Genomic DNA, 18,570 nt, shown 5'->3' with positions numbered 1-18,570 from the left:
TTATATAACCGCCGGCAGATTTTGCGTTATTTTCCGCAGAGAACGTTAATCAGCGTTCTTGTGCCGAATGCGGTCATTCCTTTGCAGTAATATCCCCACGGCTTGGAAATAAAATCCGCGCCGGCTATGTCAATATGCACCCACGGGGTCTCGTCCGCGACAAATTCCTCAAGGAACATAGCCGCTGTTATTGCCCCTCCGTAGCGTTCTCCGCAGTTCAAAACATCTGCAAAAGGTCCCTTGATTGATTCACGGAGATTTTTGTCTGTCATCGGAAGTCTCCAAAGCCCTTCTCCGGCGCGTTTTCCGGCTGAAAGAACACAGTCTGCCGCTTCGTCGTTGTTTGAGAATATGCCTGCCGTGGAATTTCCGAGGGCAACCGCGCAGGCACCTGTAAGGGTGGCTATATCAATAATTAAATCAGGTTTCAGCTCGCTTGCGAAACAGAGAGCATCCGCAAGCGTGAGACGCCCTTCGGCGTCCGTATTGACGACCTCTATCGTCTTGCCGTTGCGCGCCGTGAGTATGTCGTCCGGGCGGAATGCGCTGCCTGACGGCATATTTTCGGCGGCGGCTATAACAACAGACACCTTGACCGGAAGCTTAAGCAAAGCGGCGGCGCGGATTGCCCCAAGCACTGTACAGGCTCCCGTTTTGTCGCCCTTCATCGTAAGCATGAAATTCTCAGGTTTAATGTCAAGTCCGCCGCTGTCAAAGGTCAGCCCCTTGCCGACAAGCACGATATGTTTCTTCGCGTTCTCCGGCGCGTATTCAAGCTTTATGAAACGCGGAGGATTTGCGGAGCCGCTGCCTACGGCAAGGAACGCCCCCATGCGTTCGGCTTCCGCTTTATTTTCGTCCCATATTTCGCACGAGAGTCCAAGCTCGGCGGCAAGCGCCTGCGCCTTTTCGGCAAGCACCGCAGGCGAGACCTTGTTCGCGGGCTCGTTTGCGATACTGCGCGCGAAATTCTGCGATTCGGCGATAATCTGCCCTTCGCGCGCCGCCGCTTCGTCGGCATTTACAAAAGTTACCTCGGGAACCGTGAAATGGTCGCCATCCTTGTTCGTGAGATATTTGTCAAAGCGGTAGCCGGCAAGAACAGCGCCCTCAGCCGCGGCGCGGCAGTATTCTGCTTCCTTTCCGTCGGGAAGCCAAAGCGCAACGCTTTTGCAGCCGTAATCCGCCGCCTTGCGAACGGCGCTGTAAGCAGCCGTACGTACGTGGTCAAGCCTGTTGGGACAAGTTTTTTTGCCCGCGCCCGAAGCTATTATAAATTTCACAGATTTGCAGTTTGCCGCAACCTTGCAAACGCTTCCGGCTTTTCCGCTGAAATTCATGTCGGCAAGAGCCTTGCGGACTTCCTGCGCTTTTGACTCGCACAGCGTTCCAAACTCAGCTTCACCGTCGTAAACAACAAACGCGGCGGCTTCGTAATTGCAAAGCTCAAAACTGCTGTCAGCAAATTTGATTTCCATGAGACAACACCTCTTTGTATAAATTCTGCAACCGCGTTAATTATACTCTAAAACGAACAAAAAGTGCCGTAATTATGCCAGGCATCTGCTCCGTTTTCCGGTTGTTCTGCAACTTTTGCGGCGGCACGAACAAAAATACGGTACCTTGTCAGTTTTATGAATTTAATCCCTCAGATTAATGTATAATGAAACAAGACAAAAAGGGGGCGGTATGAAATGAATTGCGAGGAAGGCATAAGCTGGCTTGCGGAACGCGTCAAAGCCGGAAACGTCGCGGTTTTTTCGGGCGCAGGTCTCAGCACGGAATCAGGACTTCAGGATTTCCGTTCGCGCACGGGGCTTTGGGCTGAAGCAGACCCTATGGAGATGTGCTCCATAGACGCCGTGCTGCGCAACTACGATAATTTCTGCTCTTTTTACAAGGCAAGGCTTTACGTTCCCGAAAGCATCAAGCCGAACGCAGGACATAAAATTATCGCCGAATGGGAAAAGGAAGGGTATCTCATCGGAGTGATAACGCAGAATATTGACAGGCTGCACCAGCGCGCAGGCTCAGTGAAAGTCGCAGAGCTGCACGGAAGCATGCTTCCCGTGCGCTGCCAGAAATGCGGAAAGCTTTACGATACAGACGAAGACTTTTTGAACGGGGAACGCTGCGAATGCGGCGGAAAGCTGCGCCCCGGAATAGTTTTGTTCGGGGAAATGCTGCCGAACGAGCCTTTAACGCTTGCCGACCGCTGGAGTTCACGCTGTGACACGTTTATCGTTTTCGGTTCTTCGCTGACAGTTTCGCCGGCGAACTATTTTCCGCGCCAGGCAAAGCAATGCGGCGCAAAGCTTGTAATTATCAACCGCGATGAAACTCCGATGGACTGTATTGCAGATTTGGTTGTACACGATGGAATAGGCAGTTACCTCACAAAGGTCAATGAAGCCGTGAAGGGAGCAAGGGCGCGGCGATGACACGGTTACTTGAAGGAAAGACTCCGGCAAAACAGATACGCGAATGGATTGCCTCTGAAATATCGCAGCTTTCTTTTGTTCCGAAGCTTGCCGCGGTGCAGGTGGGGAGCGATCCTGCCTCGCTGAATTACGTCGGAAGCCAGATAAAAGCGGCACATAGCGTCGGCGCATGCGCCGAGCATATTCAGTTTCCGGCTGATATATCAAAGGAACAATTCACGGCGGAATTTGGCAAAATCGCCGAAAATCCCGACATTGACGCGATTATTCTTATGACACCGCTTCCGAAGGGCTGGAACGCCGGCGAAATACGCGCGGTTATTCCTCCTGAAAAGGATATTGAGGGTATTCTGCCTGAAAATCTCGGGCGAATGTATCTCGGTGAGACGGATATACCACTGCCCTGCACGGCTAATTCCGCCGTTCTGCTGCTTGAATATTACGGCATGAAAAGCTTTGAGGGCAAACGCTGCACGATAGTCGGCAGAAGCCCGAACGTAGGAAGGGCAGCCGCCCTGCTCATGCTCCACCGTCAGGCGACCGTGACCGTATGCCACACGCGCACCTCGCAGGAAGCCTTTGACAAGGCTCTTGCAGACGCCGACGTTGTTATTTCGGCAGCCGGACAGGCAGGAATCATAGACCAGCGAAAACTTAAAAAAAGCGCTTGGGTCGCTGATGTCGGCACAAATTTCGTTGACGGAAAGCTGACGGGCGACGTTGCGCCGTGCGAAGACAACTGCGTTGAGGCGCTTTCGCCGGTGCCTGGAGGCGTAGGTCCCCTGACAGTTGCGCTTCTGCTCTCAAACCTTCTTCTGCTTGCCACAAAACGCAGGCTCGGCAAAGCAGTAAAACTCAATATGCAGAATTTCTGCGGTTAAATATCTGCAAAACAGCGAAAGGAGACTGAAAAATGTCCATAGCAGTCGCAATTCAGAAAGGTTCCTCAGTTTACGTCTACGATGAGAGCAACCGCGTGCTTTACACAAAAACAGGCGAGCTCCACGGCTATACCGGAACAACAGTCAACGTACGCGTCGGCGGAACAATCTACACCTATGACGAACGAGGCGCTACAAAATTCACGCACAGCGCGTAAAAAATTACCAATTACAAATTACCAATAACCAATTTTGGAGCGCAAAACAAAAAAGATTTTACACAATGAAAACAAAAATCCGCCTTAACGGCGGATTTTTCTTATTCTAAACTCTATTTTCTGCAGACTGCACAGCCTGAATACAACATACTGTTATGTATTCTACTGCTCCATACCTGCGTGAAGCGCTTTTTTGTTAAGCTCAACAACCTTTGCCGGCATAAGCTGTTCAAGCACGCTGTCCCAGTCCATGTCTGCAATGCCGAGCGCCTTTATGAGCGCTCCGAGAAGCACTATGTTCTGCGCTCTTTCGTTGCCGAGTTCACGCGCTATCTGAGTGGCGTTGAATATTTTAACGTTTTCAACTGCCGCGTTAAGCTGCTCAATTACCTGTTCAGGATATTCCGCAAGTCCTGTCAGCACCGGCAGCGATTTTATTTCGTAGTTGTTGACGACAAGCCAGCCGCCTTTTTTGAGATAATTGAGCCAGCGAACTGCCTCTGATTTTTCAAATGCAACGAGAACGTCCGCTTCTCCTTCGGAAACTATCGGGGAAGCAACCTTTGAGCCGTAGCGCACGTGGGTTGAAACAGAGCCGCCGCGCTGCGACATTCCGTGTATTTCCGACATTTTGATGTCAAAGCCTTTGCGGGCAAGACCTTCGGAGAGAATTTTGGAAGCAAGGATTGTTCCCTGTCCGCCAACGCCTACAAGCAGAATACTTTTGGTGTCGTTCATCTTACAGATCCTCCCTTGAAATGGCTTTTTTGGGGCAAATCTGAGCGCAGATTTCACAGCCGTTGCACATTGCCGTATCTATCTTTGCCTTGCCGTCTTCAACCATAAGCGCGGGGCAGCCCGCTTTGAGGCAGAGCTTGCAGCCAACGCATTTTTCCCTGTCAACGGCGCATTTCATCTTCGCGCGTTCCTTCATCACTTCTTTGATAAGCGCGCAGGGGCGTTTTGTTATGATTACGAACGGTTCTTTGGCTTCATAACCTGCTTTTACCGCCTCTGCCGTTTCTTTGAGATTGTACGGGTCTATGACGCGCAGATTTTCTTTTTTGATGCCGCAGGCAAGACACAGCGCCTCAAGGTCAACCTGGTGTGTCGGCTCTCCCATAAGAGTTCTGCCTGTGCCGGGGTTTTCCTGGTGTCCTGTCATTGCCGTAATGCGGTTGTCAAGAATGTTGACGACAATATCCGCTTTATTGACAACTGCGTCTATAAGTCCTGTTATGCCTGAATGGAAGAAGGTGGAGTCACCGATAACGGCGAATACCTTTCTGCTGTCGCCAGCTTTGTCAAGCGCTTTGCGGAAGCCTATGCCGCCCGAAATTGAAGCGCCCATGCAGAGCACGCTGTCGTTCACGCCAAGCGGTGGAACCGAGCCAAGCGTATAGCAGCCGATGTCAGCGGTCGTTATGATTTTCTCTTTGTATTTTGCTATTTCGTAGAAGAAACCTCTGTGCGTGCAGCCCGGGCAAAGCACAGGCGGACGGGGAGGAGCCTTGGCTTCAACAGCGTAGCCGCCTGTTTCCTCAGACGCAGGAACAAAGGCGCGGCGGATGATTTCAGGCGTAAGCTCGCCGACAAACGGAAGTTTTTCCCTGCCGACGCAGTCTATTCCGAGCTGTTTGGCAAAACCTTCAAGATAAGGCTCGTTTTCTTCTATAACGTATATTTCGTCATGCGCCGCGGCAAAATTCAGCATAAGCTCCGGCGGAAGCGGGAAGGTGAAGCCAAGTTTGAGATAGTCAACCGTGCCGCCGAACACTTCCTGCGCGTGCTGGTAGGAAATTCCGCTTGTGATAACGCCTATTTTGCTGCCGTTGTTTTCCGTGCGGTTAAGCTCGGTTGTTTCGCTGAAAGCCTGCAAATCCTTAAGCCTCTGCTCCAGAACAATCTTTCTCTGTTTTGCGTTTGCCGGCGACATAACGTATTTCGGAGTGTTTTTGGAATACGGTTTCACCGCGATTTCCGTTCTTTCGCCTGTTTCAACAAGAGATTTGCTGTGGCATACGCGCGTGCTTACGCGGAAAAGCACCGGAGCGTCAAATTTTTCGGATATTTCAAAAGCTTTTTTTATAAAATCGTGAGCTTCCTGGCTGTCTGAAGGCTCAAGCATGGGAACCTTCGCGTGGGAAGCGTAGAAACGGCTGTCCTGCTCGTTCTGTGAGCTGAACATGCCTGGGTCATCGGCGACGTTTATTACGTAGCCGCCGGAAATTCCGGTGTAAGCGAGGGTGAAAAACGGGTCTGCAGCAACGTTAAGCCCGACGTGCTTCATGGCGGACATGGCTCTGGCACCGGCAAAAGCAGCCCCCGCGCCCACCTCGACCGCCACCTTTTCGTTCGGTGCCCATTCGCAGTAGATTTCAGGATAAGTTGATATGTTTTCCAGAATTTCAGTGGACGGAGTTCCGGGATAGGCTGCCGCAACGTGCAGTCCCGCTTCCCATGCGCCCCGTGCTATTGCTTCGTTGCCTGTCATAATTTTTTTCATTTTTCAGCATTCCCCCGTTTATGCAATAATTTCTATTCCTTAATTTCGGCTGTATCTTCTTTTGTTGCCCATTTGGCAAGATCTATGCCGAAAAGACCTGTTGCAATGTATATAAGCGAAACAACAATAAAACCTCTGAAGCGCAGGAAGAAGAAAATAGCCGCTATCAAAGCGATAACGGAATAGAATCGTCCTTTTATCACGTTTCCGCTGTGCATTTTTTTCGCGTTGCAGTAAGGCACGGAACTGACCATAAGCACGCCGACAAAAAACATTCCGAACATCACAACCAGCGGCGAAAGCTGAAAGCGCGCAAGCACAAGCGAGGCAAGCGTCAAACCGCCGGCAGGTATAGGCAGCCCCTGAAAAGGCCCCTCGGGAATGTGGCAAACGTTGAAGCGGGCAAGGCGGAGAATTCCGCAAAGCGTGAAAAACGCTGCTGCCATAATCCCGAGAGAATCAGCAGCGCCGCCGAGATAGGTTGAATTTATGCCTGTGTTGGAAAGATACGCGGAATAAACAAGAATTGCAGGCGCCGCCCCGAAGCTGAGTGCGTCGGCAAGACTGTCAAGCTGCTCTCCGAAAGCACTGCTTCCGTTCAGTTTGCGGGCTACTCTTCCGTCCATAACGTCGAAGAAAACAGCGAAGAATATCAGCAAAGCGGCCGCGTTAAATCTGCAGTGCTGCGTCATGACAAGAGACGCGATGCCGCAGAAAACGCTCCCGCTTGTAATCATATTCGGTATAACAACGTTTACCGGAATTTTTCCGTTACTCTGTTCTTTCAATTCTTTTCACCCCTATTACAGTCTGCCCTGCCTTAACGCGGTCGCCTGTGTTGACAACCGGCCGTATTGAAGCAGGCAGATACAGGTCAACCTTTGAGCCGAGTTTAATCATTCCGTAGCGTTCGCCGCGTCCGTATTCGTCGCCTATCGCAACGTCTTTGGTAATGCGGCGCGCCATAATGCCCGCTATCTGGCAGAGAAGGAAACGCCCGTCCTCAGATCTTGCTCCGACGTAAAATCTTTCGTTCACGTCGCTTGCTTTAGGTGCAAACGCCACCTTCTTTTTTCCGGGCATGTATCTTACGTATTCAACTGTTCCCATGAACGGGAAACGGTTTACGTGAACGTCCCAGCCGTTCATAAAAATACCTATTTTAACAGCCTTGCCCAAATATTCGTGTTCCGTGTCAATAATTTCAACCACCCTGCCGTCAGCCGGCGACAGCCAGCCTTCTCCTTCAGGCTCCCTGTCAGGGTCGCGGAAGAAATAGATGAAAAAAGCAAGCGGGAAAAACAGAAAACATGCCAGGCATTTTGACGTGAAGCAGGCGGCGGCAAAAACAAAGCCGAACACGCCTACCTCAAACCATCCGTAGCGCGAGATTTTAAACAAGCGCTAATCCTCCTCTACTTCGCGGACTATGCTGATGTCCGCAATAGTATCGCCCTCGTCAAGCCGCGCTACGGTATAGCCCGTTGCAGTACGGCTGAGGATTGAAATCTGTTTCACCGGTATGCGGACTATGCGTCCGTTTGCCGATATGATAATTATCTCTTCTTCGTCGTCAACGCCCCACGCGCCGATAAGGTCTCCGGTTTTTGCGGTCAGTTTCATTGAACGCACTCCGTAGCCTCCGCGATGATGCGTGGTGAACTCTGAATATTCCGTGCGTTTGCCTATTCCCTTTGCGGAAATGAAAAGCACCTGATAGCCCTCTGTAACAACGTCGCAGCCGACAACAGTGTCGCCGTCGTCAAGGCGTATGCCTTTAACGCCCTGCGCCTGCCTGCCGAGCGGGCGGAATTCGTCTTCGGGAACGCGTATCGTCTGCCCCTTTGCCGTTGTAAACAGCAGTTCGTCATTTCCGTGCGTGACGCGGATTCTTGCAATGTTGTCGCCGTCGGTAAGTCCGAGCACGCGTCTGCCTGCCCTTGTAAGCCCGTCAAGCTCTTCAACGGGCAGTCTCTTGGCTATACCGTTTTTCGTAACGAAGAAAATATACTTAGCGTCGTTTGCGTCCTTGTCTTTAACGGCAACAACCTTTTCGTCCTGTTCAAGCTGCACAAGCGTTGAAATCAGCTTGCCTTTTCCGGTCTTCGGCTGTGGAATCATGTAGCCTTTCATTCCGTAGACCTTGCCTTTGTCCGTGAAGAGGAAAAGCTGGCGGTGCGTGGTGGTAGTTTCAAGAATTGCAACCTCGTCTTCCGCTTTCGTGGCAACGCCTTTCACTCCTTTTCCGCCGCGTCCCTGCACGCGGTAGTCGGCAAGCGGCATTCTTCTGACGTAACCGTCACGGCTGAGGGCGATAACGATATCCTCCTCAGGAATGAGATCCTCGTCGTTGACCTCTTCAAGACCGCCGTCTTCAATATCCGTGCGGCGTTTGTCCCCGTACTGTTCCTTAATTTCAACAAGCTCGCTCTTAACTACCGAGTCAAGCACAAAACTGCTGCCGAGAATATCCCTGTAACGCGCAATGTCAGCCTGCAGCTGTTTCATTTCCGTATCAAGCTTATTTCTTTCAAGTCCGGTAAGTCTGTGCAGTTTCATGTCAAGAATTGCCTGCGCCTGAATTTCGGTAAAGCCGAGATTGGCAACAAGGGCATTTCTTGCGGTAACCGCATTTTCTGAGGATTTAATCGTGCGTATGACTTCGTCGATTATGTCAAGCGCCTTAAGCAAACCTTCGACGATATGAGCGCGTTCCTCCGCCTTGCGCAGACGGAATTCGGTGCGGCGGCGCACAACCTCGCGGCGGTGGTCAAGGAATATTCCGACCATCTCTTTAAGATTAAGTTCGCGCGTCTGACCGTCAAGAATGGCAAGGTTTATAACGCCGAAAGTCGTCTGAAGCTGGGTGCGGTTGTAAAGCTGGCGGAGCACAAGATTGGGATCCGCGTCAGCCTTCGTGTCTATAACGATACGCATACCTTCGCGGTCGGACTCGTCGCGCAGGTCTGAAACACCGTCAATCTGCCCTGCCTGAACGCACTTCGCAATCGTTTCAATAAACGTCGTTTTATTCACCGCATACGGAATCTCCGTGATAACGATAGAATTCCTGCCGCGGTTTCCTTCAACAATCTCCGCGCGGCCTCTCAGAATTATCTTACCCCTGCCCGTTCTGTAGGCGTCCATAATACCGTCTCTGCCCATGATAATTCCGCCTGTCGGGAAATCAGGCCCCGGCATAAGCCTTACAAGCTCCGAAAGCTCCGTCTCGGGATTAGAAAGCAAAGCACAGCAAACATCTATTGCCTCGCCCAAATTGTGCGGCGGCATATTGGTAGCCATACCTACGGCTATGCCTGTGGTGCCGTTCACAAGCAGATTGGGGATACGCGAAGGAAGCACCGCAGGCTCCATAAGAGATTCGTCAAAGTTAGGCATCCAGTCAACCGTTTCCTCGTTGATATCTGCCAGCATCTCTTCGCCCAGCAACTGAAGCTTGGCTTCGGTGTAACGCATTGCCGCGGGGGGGTCTCCGTCTATTGAACCAAAGTTGCCCTGACCTTCAACAAGCGGATAGCGCAGGTTAAAATCCTGAGCAAGTCTCGCCATGGTATCGTAAATCGAAGCGTCGCCGTGCGGGTGATATTTACCCATCGTGTCACCGACGATACGCGCCGATTTCTTTGTCTGCTGATTGTGGCGCACACCAAGCTCAAGCATGTCCCAAAGCACGCGGCGCTGAACAGGTTTCAGACCGTCGCGGGCGTCGGGAATGGCGCGTCCGACGATAACCGACATAGCGTAATTGATATAGCTGGTCTTAATCTCGTCTTCAATAGGGAGAGCGGAAACCCTGCCTATCTCAAAAAGATTTGCCTGCTTTGAACCGTTATCCATTTCAAAACCTCCGTGAAACCTGAGGAATCAGCCTAAATTGCGGCTGAAATTCCCTGCCTGTCTAACTATGCTATTATAGCATTTTCGGCGCTGAAAATCCAGCCTGAATAGTCTCAAAAAGCAACAAACCGGCGCGGGAAAACTTCCGCGCCGGTTTGTTGTTTCTTTTTTCCGTCATTCTGCGGAAGCCGACAAGGCTTTAGCGAATCCAGGCCTTTTCAAAGCCTCTGGATACCGTATTTCTACGGTATGACGTTTTTTTTGCTTATGGCTTACTGCTTTCAGCTTAATGCTTCCAGTTTCCAGCTTTTAGCTTTTGACTTATAGCTTGCAGCTTTCTTTTCAAGCTTTTGGCTTACCGCTTACCGCTCTCATTTGAAAATAAATCCGTTAATTCCTGCGGCTTTAAGCTGACCGAGCACCGCCTGAGGATTATCTCCGCCGTCAACAAACGTTCTGTAATAGGTTCTGCCTTTTACAACGCCATCTCCGACAAAGGCGTTGTAGCCCTTGGCATTGAGACTGTCCGCAAGCCGCTGCGAATCGCTTCTTCTCGCTGAAGAAAACACCTGAATATTCTTGCCGGATACAGGCGTCTGCGAAACATTTGCCTTTGCCGCTTTTGTTTCAGGCTTCGGCTGTACTGTTTTCGTTTGTCCAACCTTCGGCTGTTCTGCTTTCACCGGCTGTTTCTGTTCGGAAACAGGGGCAGACTTTGCCTTATTGTTCTCAAGCTTTTCAACTCTTTCAAGCAGTTTACGGATAACTTCGTCCTGTAGCGCCTTATCGTTTTCAAGCTTCGCTATATGTGTGTTCTGAGCGGCATTTTCAGCTTTCAAGGCAGTATTCTGTTCATTTACATACTTTACCTGTTTCTGAAGCGCCGCGCGCGTTACTGCCGTATTGCCCTTGCCGAATTTGTAGCTTATTCCCGCGTTGTACGCGTTCTGGCTGTTGCCGACGCTTGTTGACGCGCTGAGCATAAAGTTCGGGTTCGGTTTGAACGCCACGCCGACTGCCGCCGCGCTTTCGCCTCTGTAGCCACCGTAGGCGACTGCTCCGGCAAATCTGTCGCCTTCTTCGCCGCTCGGCTCTGCGTAGTGCAGTCCCGCCAATGCCGCGGATATCGCTCCGACTTCCCTGACTTCACCGGATACAGAGTTGATTTCGTTCTGCATTGAGCCAAGCGCATTGTTTGTAGATGCCGCAAGGTCGCCTATTGCCTGGTTGGTGGCAGCCGCAAGGCTGTTCAGCTGTCCGACGTTCACCGCGTCTGTGTTTTCAACGCCTGCCGCTACATTCTTGATCGTCGTTCCGCCTTCGCCAGCAAGCGTCATTACTTTCTGTTCGGTTCCTGTGTCGTAGTGTGCCGCAGCAACATCTGTTGAGCCTTTGGCGTCAATCGTTATTGTGTTTGTCGCTGCGTCGGCTTTAATTACTACGTTTTCGTTTGCTCCCTTGAAGGTAAGGTCTTTGCTTGCAGGACTGACGTTTATCGTTGTGTCTCCAACTTTTGCGTTCCAGCCCGTGTTGACGGTTTCACCGAGAGTTGTAACTTCGCTGCCGAGATTTGCAACGTCGTTCTTAACTTCCTTCAGCTGCGCCACGTTTACCGCGTCAGTATCCGCAACACCGCCTGCCACGTTTTTAAGCGCTACCTGTGACGTTGTGCCGCCGTCTTTGTCTTTCAGCGTTACGCTGTTAAGTTTTTCTCCGCTTACGGCGTCTTTGTCGTAACGTACGACAAATTCATCTGTTCCGCCTCCGGTCGCTTTTATTGTTATTTTGTTTCCGCTTGTGCTGTCTGCTGAAAGTTCTATGCCGTCTCCGGCAACAAATTCAAGCGGGTTGGAGGAATTAACGGCAAGGTCTGTCGTTCTGACTTTTGCTGTCCAATCTCCGCCGCCGGCCGGAAGCTGGCTGATTATGTCATATAGCTGTCCGCCGTTGACCGCGTCGGTTGAACCGCATGCTACCGCGCCGTTCGCCACGTTGATAAGCTGTTTCAGGTGTCCTGTACCGCCTATTGAAACTACGCCTTCGGCTGTGCTTCCGCCTGTGAAGTTGTAGGTTGTTGTTCCGATCGTCGCGCTTGTTATCGGGTCGCCGACTGCTCTTGTCACTGCGTTGTTGCCGAGAGCAACAGAGTTTTTGTGTACCGCCTGAGCGTTGTTGCCAAGCGCGATCGTTCCGGCGTAAGTACTTGCTTGATTTTCAACGCCCGCTACCGCGCCTATGCCGAACGCAAACGAACTTTTGCCGTAGGCTGTGCCGCCTGCGGCGTAGTCTGAGGTCGAATGGCTATATCCGCCGCCGGCAAATGAACCGTATCCAACTGCATTAGAAGCATAGCCCATTGATACAGAGTCACCTCCGCTGGCGGTCGTAAGGTAGCCCATCGCTGTGGACGCAAATCCGCTGGCGTTCGTACCATCACCCATCGCTGTGGACGCAGTTCCGCTGGCGTTCGTACCATCACCCATCGCTGTGGACGCAGTTCCGCTGGCGTTCGTACTCCAGCCCATCGCCGTGGAAGCCCATCCGCTGGCGGTCGTATCCCAGCCCATCGCTGTGGAAACATCGCCGCTGGCGTTCGTCCGGTAGCCCATCGCTGTGGACGCAAATCCGCTGGCGTTCGTAAAATAGCCCATCGATGTGGAATTATCTCCGCTGGCGTTCGTATCCCAGCCCATCGCCGTGGAAGCAGATCCGGTGGCGGTCGTAAGGTAGCCCATCGCGGTGGTATAATTTCTTCCGCTGGGGGTCGTACTATCTCCCATCGCTGTGGACGCATTTCCGCTGGCGGTCGTACCAGCGCCCATCGCCGTGGAACCATCTCCGCTGGCACTCGTACCATCACCCATCGCTGTGGAATAATCTCCGCTGGCACTCGTACTCCAGCCCATCGCTGTGGAATAATTTCCGATGGCGCGCGTTCCGGTGCCCATCGCCGTGGTTCTCTCTCCGCTGGCGATCGTTCCGGCGCCCATCGCCGTGGAATAATCTCCGCTGGCGATCGTATAGCTGCCCATCGACGTGGAATAATTTCCTCTGGACTGCGTTACGTAGCCCATCGACGTGGAATAATTTCCGCTGGACTGCGTTGCGTAGCCCATCGACGTGGAATAATTTCCGTCGGCGGTGTTAGAAGCGTTCTTAACGCAGATGCCTGTGCCGCTGGCGCCTGTCGTCATGTCATATTCCCAGATGCTGTCGCCGCCGCTTCCGCCGGTGGAGCTGATTGTCAGCTTGTTGCCGTCAAGCGCAAAGCCTATGTTGTCTCCGGCTGCAAGTTCTATGCCGCTTGCCGTTCTAAGGTTATCTGTTGAGGATGAAGTATCTTTACCTGTGACTTTAACCGCCGTGTAGTTTGTCAGCTGTCCGAACGTCGCCGCGTCTGTGGCTGCCGTTCCGTCTGCCACGCCCGTTATTCTTTTCCACGTGCTGTAGCCTGTTCCGCCAACCGCTATCGTGTTGTCCGCTACCGTTACGGAGTTGTTGCCGAGAGCAACTGAATTTGCGTGCGTCGCCTGTGCGTTGTTGCCCATGGCTATCTGTCCGCCGTCTGTCGTGTCGCCGTCAACACCCGCTACTGCGCCTACGCCGAACGCAAACGAGCTTCTGCCGTAGGCTGTACCGCCAGCAGTACCAAATCCTGTCGCTGGATCATAATCTCCGCCGCCGGCAAACGAGCCAGAACCTGCTGCAACTGAATTGCTAATCGCCACAGATACCCTTCCGCTGGCGATTGAGCCATAACCCATCGATGTGGAATAATCTCCGCTGGCGGTCGCTTTCAAGCCCATCGCAATAGCATAGTAACCAGTTGCATGAGGTTCCTCACCGCCCATGCCGCTGTTCTCGTCATAGATCCTAATGCCTGTACTCTCCATATCCCCTGGGTCATTGTCTAACTTTGCTGTTGCCATTGCAGGCGATACCGTGCTGAAGATGAACGATACAAGCATTAGGACTGCTGCAAGTTTCTTTGCTGTTTTTGCTGCTCTTGTTGTCCCCATTTCTTCGTTTTTCCCTTTCTGTTTCTGTTTTTTGGTGCCTGTATTTTCTATGTCATTTATCTGTTATCGCTTTTCATCGTTGTTTTATATAGTGCTGAGGGCTTAACAAACTTTAAGGGCGCACTTAGCACTTAGTTGGCTATAAGCGTTAAGCTTTAGAACCTTTAAGACTTTTTGTTTATGGCTTGCCGCGTGCAGCTTATAGCTTTTCTTCGGGTTTCATACTCCCGTCCTTCATTTTCTGCGTTCGTCTAAGGACGTCCGCACAAAAAAGGAGAGGATGGAAAGAGTTTTTTATAACAACTTTAACAACTCTCTCCATCCTTACAAATTATTTCTTAATAAGTTTTTTCAGCTCTTCAAGACCCTGCTCAAGAAGTTGGATCTTTTTGTTCTGTGCAGCATTCTCTGCCTTCAAAGCTGCATTTTCTTCACCCTGAGCGGTTGTCTTGTCGTTCAGATACTTCACCTGTTTCTGAAGCGCCGCGCGCGTTACCGCCGTTTCGCCTTTGCCGAATCTGTAGCTTACGCCGGCGTTGTAGGCGTTCTGACTGTTGCCGACGCTTGTTGACGCGCTGACCATAAGGTTCGGATTCGGTTTGTACGCCAAACCGACTGCCGCCGCGCTTTCACCTCTGTAGCCGCCGTAGGCAACCGCTCCGGACAACCGGTCGCCTTCTTCGCCGCTCGGTTCAGCGTAGTGCAGTCCCGCCAACGCCGCTGATATTGCTCCGACTTCCCTGACTTCACCGGATACGGAGCTGATTTCGTTCTGCATTGAGCCGAGCGCCTGATTGGTTGATGCCGCGAGGTCGCCTATTGCCTGATTTGTGGCAGCGGCAAGGGTGTCCATCTGTCCTTTTGTAGCCACATCTGTCGGATTAACACCGTCAGCCACGTTGGATATTCTGCGTTCCGCTCCGGGTGAACCTACGGATACTACGTTGCTTTCCGTTACGGTTGAGTTGTTGCCGAGCGCCACACTGTTTTCTACAGTTGGTTCTATTTTTACGTTGTTTCCGAGTACAAAGTTGTTAGCTCCGGCTATTTCGTTGCCGCTGCCAAACGCTCCTGAGCCGTTTCCGGTTACTGTGTTGCCGTGACCGACCACCGTTGAGTATTCACCGGCTGCTTTAGCTCCGTAGCCGACTGCCGTCGCGCCCTGTGCACCGGCTGCCGAATTGTATCCTGCTGCTGTCGCTTGTTCCGCGTTTGCTTCAGCAGCTTTGTCTCCCGCAGCTTTCTTTCCCCTGATTATGGTAACTTCTCCAAATTCAATACCATTGATCGCATCTTCAAGGTTCTGAAGGTCTGCCGCAACAGTGCTGCCGTCAAGTATGGTGCCGCTCTGAAGTTTGCCGATAGCGCTGTCAATTTTGCTTACAGCTGTCGTTACACTGTCTTTGTCCGCATAATAGTTGCCTGCCGGTGTCATGGTTATCGCATCATACAACTGTCCACCGTTGACAGCATCGGTTGAACCTTCCGCCACGTCACCGTCTGCCACGTTGATAATCTTTTTGCCGTTGGCGTCGATTCCGTCCGGCGTAATGTACGTGTCTCCGGCAATTTTCAGTTCCGCAACGTCAAGTGTTCCGGTTCCGCCTGTAATTGCCGCTATTGTGTCTGTGTTGTTTTTGACCTGCGTATCAAGCGCTGTGAGGTTCTGCGCTGTGGTGTTGCCGGTTTTGACGTACTCTCCGTCTGTCGCCGGTCTCACTTCGTTGTAGATGTCCGCGCCTGTCGCGGCGTTCGTGTTGTCTGCCGCAAGCGTTCCGGCGCTTGCCACGTTTTTAATCGCTACCTGTGACGCTGTGCCGCCGTCTTTGTCTTTCAGCGTTATGCTGTTAAGTCTTTCTCCGCTTGCGTCTTTGTCATAGTGCGGGACATCGGCGCCTGTTCCTCCGGTTGAAGATATTTTTATGCTGTTGCCGGCTGCCGTAAGTTCTATATTGTCTCCGGCTTCCAGTACTATACCTTCCGCAGTGGTAACATTTCCGCTTGTCGTTTCTCCGCTTTTGATTTTAACTGTCGTATAACCATACAGTTGTCCGCCGTTGACCGCATCGGTTGAACCGGGAGCCACGTTCCCGTCTGCCACGTCAGCTATCTGCTGGTTGCCTGCCGAAATGCCGTCGGTTGAGAATTTAACGGTTGTACCCGGTGTACCCGCCGAGGTATCCGTCGCTGTAAAGCCCTCAGGCGTCATTTCCGCGGTTTTGCCGTTTCCGTCTGTCACGGTTATTTTGTCTTTCGCAACTGTTGAGACGTTGGTTCCGTCTCCTACTGTTACCCCGTCTGACGTTACCGCTGTCGTGTCTGTTGAGATCGGATCTCCCGTAGTGCTGTCCGTTACTTTTTTCGTTACCGTCAGTCCGTCCGCCGCGTTGGCCGCTATACCCTGCGTCGTCGTCTGTCCGGGTTCCGGCGTGTTTTCTTTTACTATTTCGTCTTTCAGCGTTTTCGCTTCAAGCGCTGACATGGCTTCTACTATCGCATAGAGCTGTCCGCCGTTGACCGCGTCGGTTGACGTTGCCGTTATCGCTCCGTTTGCTACGTTCACTATCTGTTTCAGATGTCCTGTGTCACCGACCGACACTACGCCTTCGGCTGTGGTTCCGCTCGTGAAATTGTAGGTTTTCGTTCCGATTGTCGCGCTTGATATATTCTGCTTCTCTTTGCTTACAGCATTGTTTCCGAGCGCAACTGAATTTGCGTGCGTTGCCTGTGCGCCGTTGCCGAGCGCTATTGTCCCTGCTGTACCTTCTTCGTCGCTGCTGTCACCCGCTATAGCGCCTTCGCCGAACGCAAACGAACTTCTGCCGTAGGCTGTGCCGCCGAAGTCTGTTCCGTCACCACCGCCGGCAAAAGAACCATCGCCCCGTGCCACACTTACATAACCTATTGCCGTAGAATAATCTCCTCCGGCAGTCGTATTACTGCCCATCGCTGTGGAACCCTCTCCGCTGGCGGTCGCGCCTTTACCCATCGCTACGGAAAAATCTCCGCCGTAAACATACGGGTCTTCTGCTGTACCGCTTCCTGTTCTTGTACCCGCTACCGCGCCTGCGCCGAACGCAAACGAGTTTCTGCCGTAGGCTGTACCGCCGTCTGCCTTGTCAGTTGACGAATTCCAATATCCGCCGCCGGCAAAGGACCCTTCACCCACCGCTACTGAAAAAAAGCCCGACGATACGGAAGAACGTCCGCTGGCGGTCGTACCAGCGCCCATCGCTACGGAATAATTTCCGCTGGAGCTCGTGCTGATGCCCATCGCTACGGAATAATTTCCGCTGGAGTTCGTCCACCTGCCCATCGCCGTGGAATAATTCCCGCTGGCGTTCGTATAACAGCCCATCGCCGTGGAATAATACCCGCTGGCGTTCGTATAGTGACCCAACGCTGTGGAATACATTCCGCTGGCGGTCGCCTGATAGCCCAACGCTGTGGAATACCCTCCGCTGGAGTTCACTTCGGTGCCTATCGCCACGGAATAGGCTGAACTGGCGTTCGCGTAGCGGCCTATCGCTATGGAATGGTCTCCATAATATTCATACGGGTCGTCTTCTGTGCCGCTTCCTGTTCTGTAACCTGTCACCGCGCCTTCACCAAACGCAAACGAGCTTTCGCCGTAGGCTGTGCCACCATTATAAACCGAACCGGCTGGATTGCGGTATCCACCTCCGGCAAATGAGCCGTATCCAACTGCCTGAGAACCATAGCCCATCGCCGTGGAAGCTTGTCCGCTGGCGGTCGTATTCCAGCCCATCGCCGTGGAATCCTCTCCGCTGGCGGTCGTATTCCAGCCCATCGCCGTGGAAGCTTGTCCGCTGGCGGTCGTATTCCAGCCCATCGCCGTGCTATAGTCACCAACATAATTACTTTTTGCAAGAGTAATTGCATCCTGCTTGTATTGTGTAAACTTAGGCTTGTCTTCATCGCTAAATGCGCTCTCATCCATACTCAGAATTTCAGCTGCCGATTTGTCTGCAACATCACCGGACGTAACATCAGCTTTAAACGCTGTCGTAAGTTCTTGAATCTCATACTCACCCCAACCCTTTGTCCATTCTATCGTTGACTGCAGATTGGCTCCTGCATACGTTTTGTAGCCCATCGATGTGGAATAATCGCCGGTGGAGTTCGTTTGGTAACCCATCGCCACGGAATTATTGCCGCTGGCTCCTGCTGCTGTGCTTTCTTTCATCGCGTTGGTACCAACACCCTCACCGGTGGTTACCCACGACGCATCTGCCAGCGCCGGCGATACCGTGCCGAAGATAAACGATACGAGCATTAGGATTGCCGCTAACTTCTTAAAACTTTTCATTGTGTTTCCTCCCTTTTTGGAATTTTGAATTTTGAAGCCTGAATTTATATGTAATGAATAATGCAGAATGAATAACGAAGAATTTTAAAGGCGCACCTCGCACCTCGCACCTCGCTCAAATTACGAATGACAAATTACAAATGACGAATGAAAAACCTTCTAAAACCGTTAAGAGCGCACTTCGCACTCAGTTAGCTGTAAGCTTTAAGCTATAAGCTGTAAGCGTTAGAACCTTAGAACCGTTAAAATCTTTGTCTTTCTGCCTTTTTATTAGTCTTTCTGCGGGCACGAAGTGCAGCGCAGAATCCAGTGTCGTT

At 51.9% G+C, this 18,570-nt stretch carries 11 protein-coding genes; 3 read left to right on the top strand and 8 right to left on the bottom strand.

Translation table 11 applies throughout. From position 1 onward, the window contains the following. Nucleotides 1-26: 26 nt before the first annotated feature. Nucleotides 27-1,478 carry a leucyl aminopeptidase gene (locus KBS54_05345; protein MBQ0055548.1) on the bottom strand — a complete coding sequence of 484 codons (1,452 nt, stop codon included), beginning with the start codon at nucleotides 1,476-1,478 and terminating at the stop codon, nucleotides 27-29. 216 nt (nucleotides 1,479-1,694) lie between these two features. Here KBS54_05345 and KBS54_05340 point away from each other — a divergent pair, with 216 nt between their 5' ends. From KBS54_05340 to KBS54_05330, 3 genes are read left to right on the top strand one after another with little or no spacing between them, the layout of a single operon-like run. After that, entirely contained in the window at nucleotides 1,695-2,441 is a 747-nt protein-coding gene (locus KBS54_05340) for an NAD-dependent deacylase (GenBank protein MBQ0055547.1), read from the top strand. Then, nucleotides 2,438-3,322 (top strand): bifunctional 5,10-methylenetetrahydrofolate dehydrogenase/5,10-methenyltetrahydrofolate cyclohydrolase, encoded by an 885-nt coding sequence (locus KBS54_05335; GenBank protein MBQ0055546.1) that lies wholly within the window; start codon nucleotides 2,438-2,440, stop codon nucleotides 3,320-3,322. The genes KBS54_05340 and KBS54_05335 overlap by 4 nt, the downstream gene beginning before the upstream one ends. Before the next feature lie 32 nt (nucleotides 3,323-3,354). After that, entirely contained in the window at nucleotides 3,355-3,540 is a 186-nt protein-coding gene (locus tag KBS54_05330) for a hypothetical protein (GenBank protein ID MBQ0055545.1), read from the top strand. Between the two features lie 162 nt (nucleotides 3,541-3,702). Here the strand turns inward: KBS54_05330 and KBS54_05325 are convergent, their stop codons facing one another. The 7 genes from KBS54_05325 to KBS54_05295 form a co-directional block, all read right to left on the bottom strand. Continuing rightward, nucleotides 3,703-4,278, bottom strand: coding sequence for an indolepyruvate oxidoreductase subunit beta (locus KBS54_05325; protein MBQ0055544.1), 576 nt, complete (start codon nucleotides 4,276-4,278; stop codon nucleotides 3,703-3,705). Between the two features lies 1 nt (nucleotide 4,279). Then, nucleotides 4,280-6,046, bottom strand: coding sequence for an indolepyruvate ferredoxin oxidoreductase subunit alpha (gene iorA, locus KBS54_05320; GenBank protein ID MBQ0055543.1), 1,767 nt, complete (start codon nucleotides 6,044-6,046; stop codon nucleotides 4,280-4,282). Between the two features lie 32 nt (nucleotides 6,047-6,078). After that, the gene (pssA, locus tag KBS54_05315) at nucleotides 6,079-6,783 is read right to left on the bottom strand and encodes a CDP-diacylglycerol--serine O-phosphatidyltransferase (GenBank protein MBQ0055542.1); all 705 of its coding nucleotides are present in this window, start codon (nucleotides 6,781-6,783) and stop codon (nucleotides 6,079-6,081) included. Between the two features lie 34 nt (nucleotides 6,784-6,817). After that, on the bottom strand, nucleotides 6,818-7,438 hold the full coding sequence (locus KBS54_05310; protein MBQ0055541.1) for a phosphatidylserine decarboxylase family protein: 621 nt from the start codon (nucleotides 7,436-7,438) through the stop codon (nucleotides 6,818-6,820). Nucleotides 7,439-7,450: 12 nt separating this feature from the next. Further along, nucleotides 7,451-9,904: a DNA gyrase subunit A gene (gyrA, locus tag KBS54_05305; protein MBQ0055540.1), complete on the bottom strand. Its 2,454-nt coding sequence runs from the start codon at nucleotides 9,902-9,904 to the stop codon at nucleotides 7,451-7,453. A gap of 371 nt (nucleotides 9,905-10,275) precedes the next feature. Then, nucleotides 10,276-13,923, bottom strand: coding sequence for a YadA-like family protein (locus KBS54_05300; GenBank protein MBQ0055539.1), 3,648 nt, complete (start codon nucleotides 13,921-13,923; stop codon nucleotides 10,276-10,278). A gap of 331 nt (nucleotides 13,924-14,254) precedes the next feature. Next, the gene (locus KBS54_05295) at nucleotides 14,255-18,253 is read right to left on the bottom strand and encodes a YadA-like family protein (GenBank protein ID MBQ0055538.1); all 3,999 of its coding nucleotides are present in this window, start codon (nucleotides 18,251-18,253) and stop codon (nucleotides 14,255-14,257) included. Nucleotides 18,254-18,570: the final 317 nt, after the last annotated feature.

It is taken from the genome of Candidatus Equadaptatus faecalis (genome assembly GCA_018065065.1).
GTDB lineage: Bacteria > Synergistota > Synergistia > Synergistales > Synergistaceae > Equadaptatus > Equadaptatus faecalis.
Note: the sequence above shows the minus strand (reverse complement) of the source record. Positions and strands in the feature narration are given on the sequence as shown.

What these genes read in the sequence shown, in the direction of transcription:
- KBS54_05335 (MBQ0055546.1), top strand. Translation starts at nt 2,438, where the DNA reads ATGACACGGTTACTTGAAGGAAAGACTCCGGCAAAACAGATACGCGAA.
- iorA (MBQ0055543.1), bottom strand. Translation starts at nt 6,046, where the DNA reads ATGAAAAAAATTATGACAGGCAACGAAGCAATAGCACGGGGCGCATGG.
- KBS54_05330 (MBQ0055545.1), top strand. Translation starts at nt 3,355, where the DNA reads ATGTCCATAGCAGTCGCAATTCAGAAAGGTTCCTCAGTTTACGTCTAC.
- KBS54_05325 (MBQ0055544.1), bottom strand. Translation starts at nt 4,278, where the DNA reads ATGAACGACACCAAAAGTATTCTGCTTGTAGGCGTTGGCGGACAGGGA.
- pssA (MBQ0055542.1), bottom strand. Translation starts at nt 6,783, where the DNA reads ATGATTACAAGCGGGAGCGTTTTCTGCGGCATCGCGTCTCTTGTCATG.
- KBS54_05345 (MBQ0055548.1), bottom strand. Translation starts at nt 1,478, where the DNA reads ATGGAAATCAAATTTGCTGACAGCAGTTTTGAGCTTTGCAATTACGAA.
- gyrA (MBQ0055540.1), bottom strand. Translation starts at nt 9,904, where the DNA reads ATGGATAACGGTTCAAAGCAGGCAAATCTTTTTGAGATAGGCAGGGTT.
- KBS54_05340 (MBQ0055547.1), top strand. Translation starts at nt 1,695, where the DNA reads ATGAATTGCGAGGAAGGCATAAGCTGGCTTGCGGAACGCGTCAAAGCC.
- KBS54_05300 (MBQ0055539.1), bottom strand. Translation starts at nt 13,923, where the DNA reads ATGGGGACAACAAGAGCAGCAAAAACAGCAAAGAAACTTGCAGCAGTC.
- KBS54_05295 (MBQ0055538.1), bottom strand. Translation starts at nt 18,253, where the DNA reads ATGAAAAGTTTTAAGAAGTTAGCGGCAATCCTAATGCTCGTATCGTTT.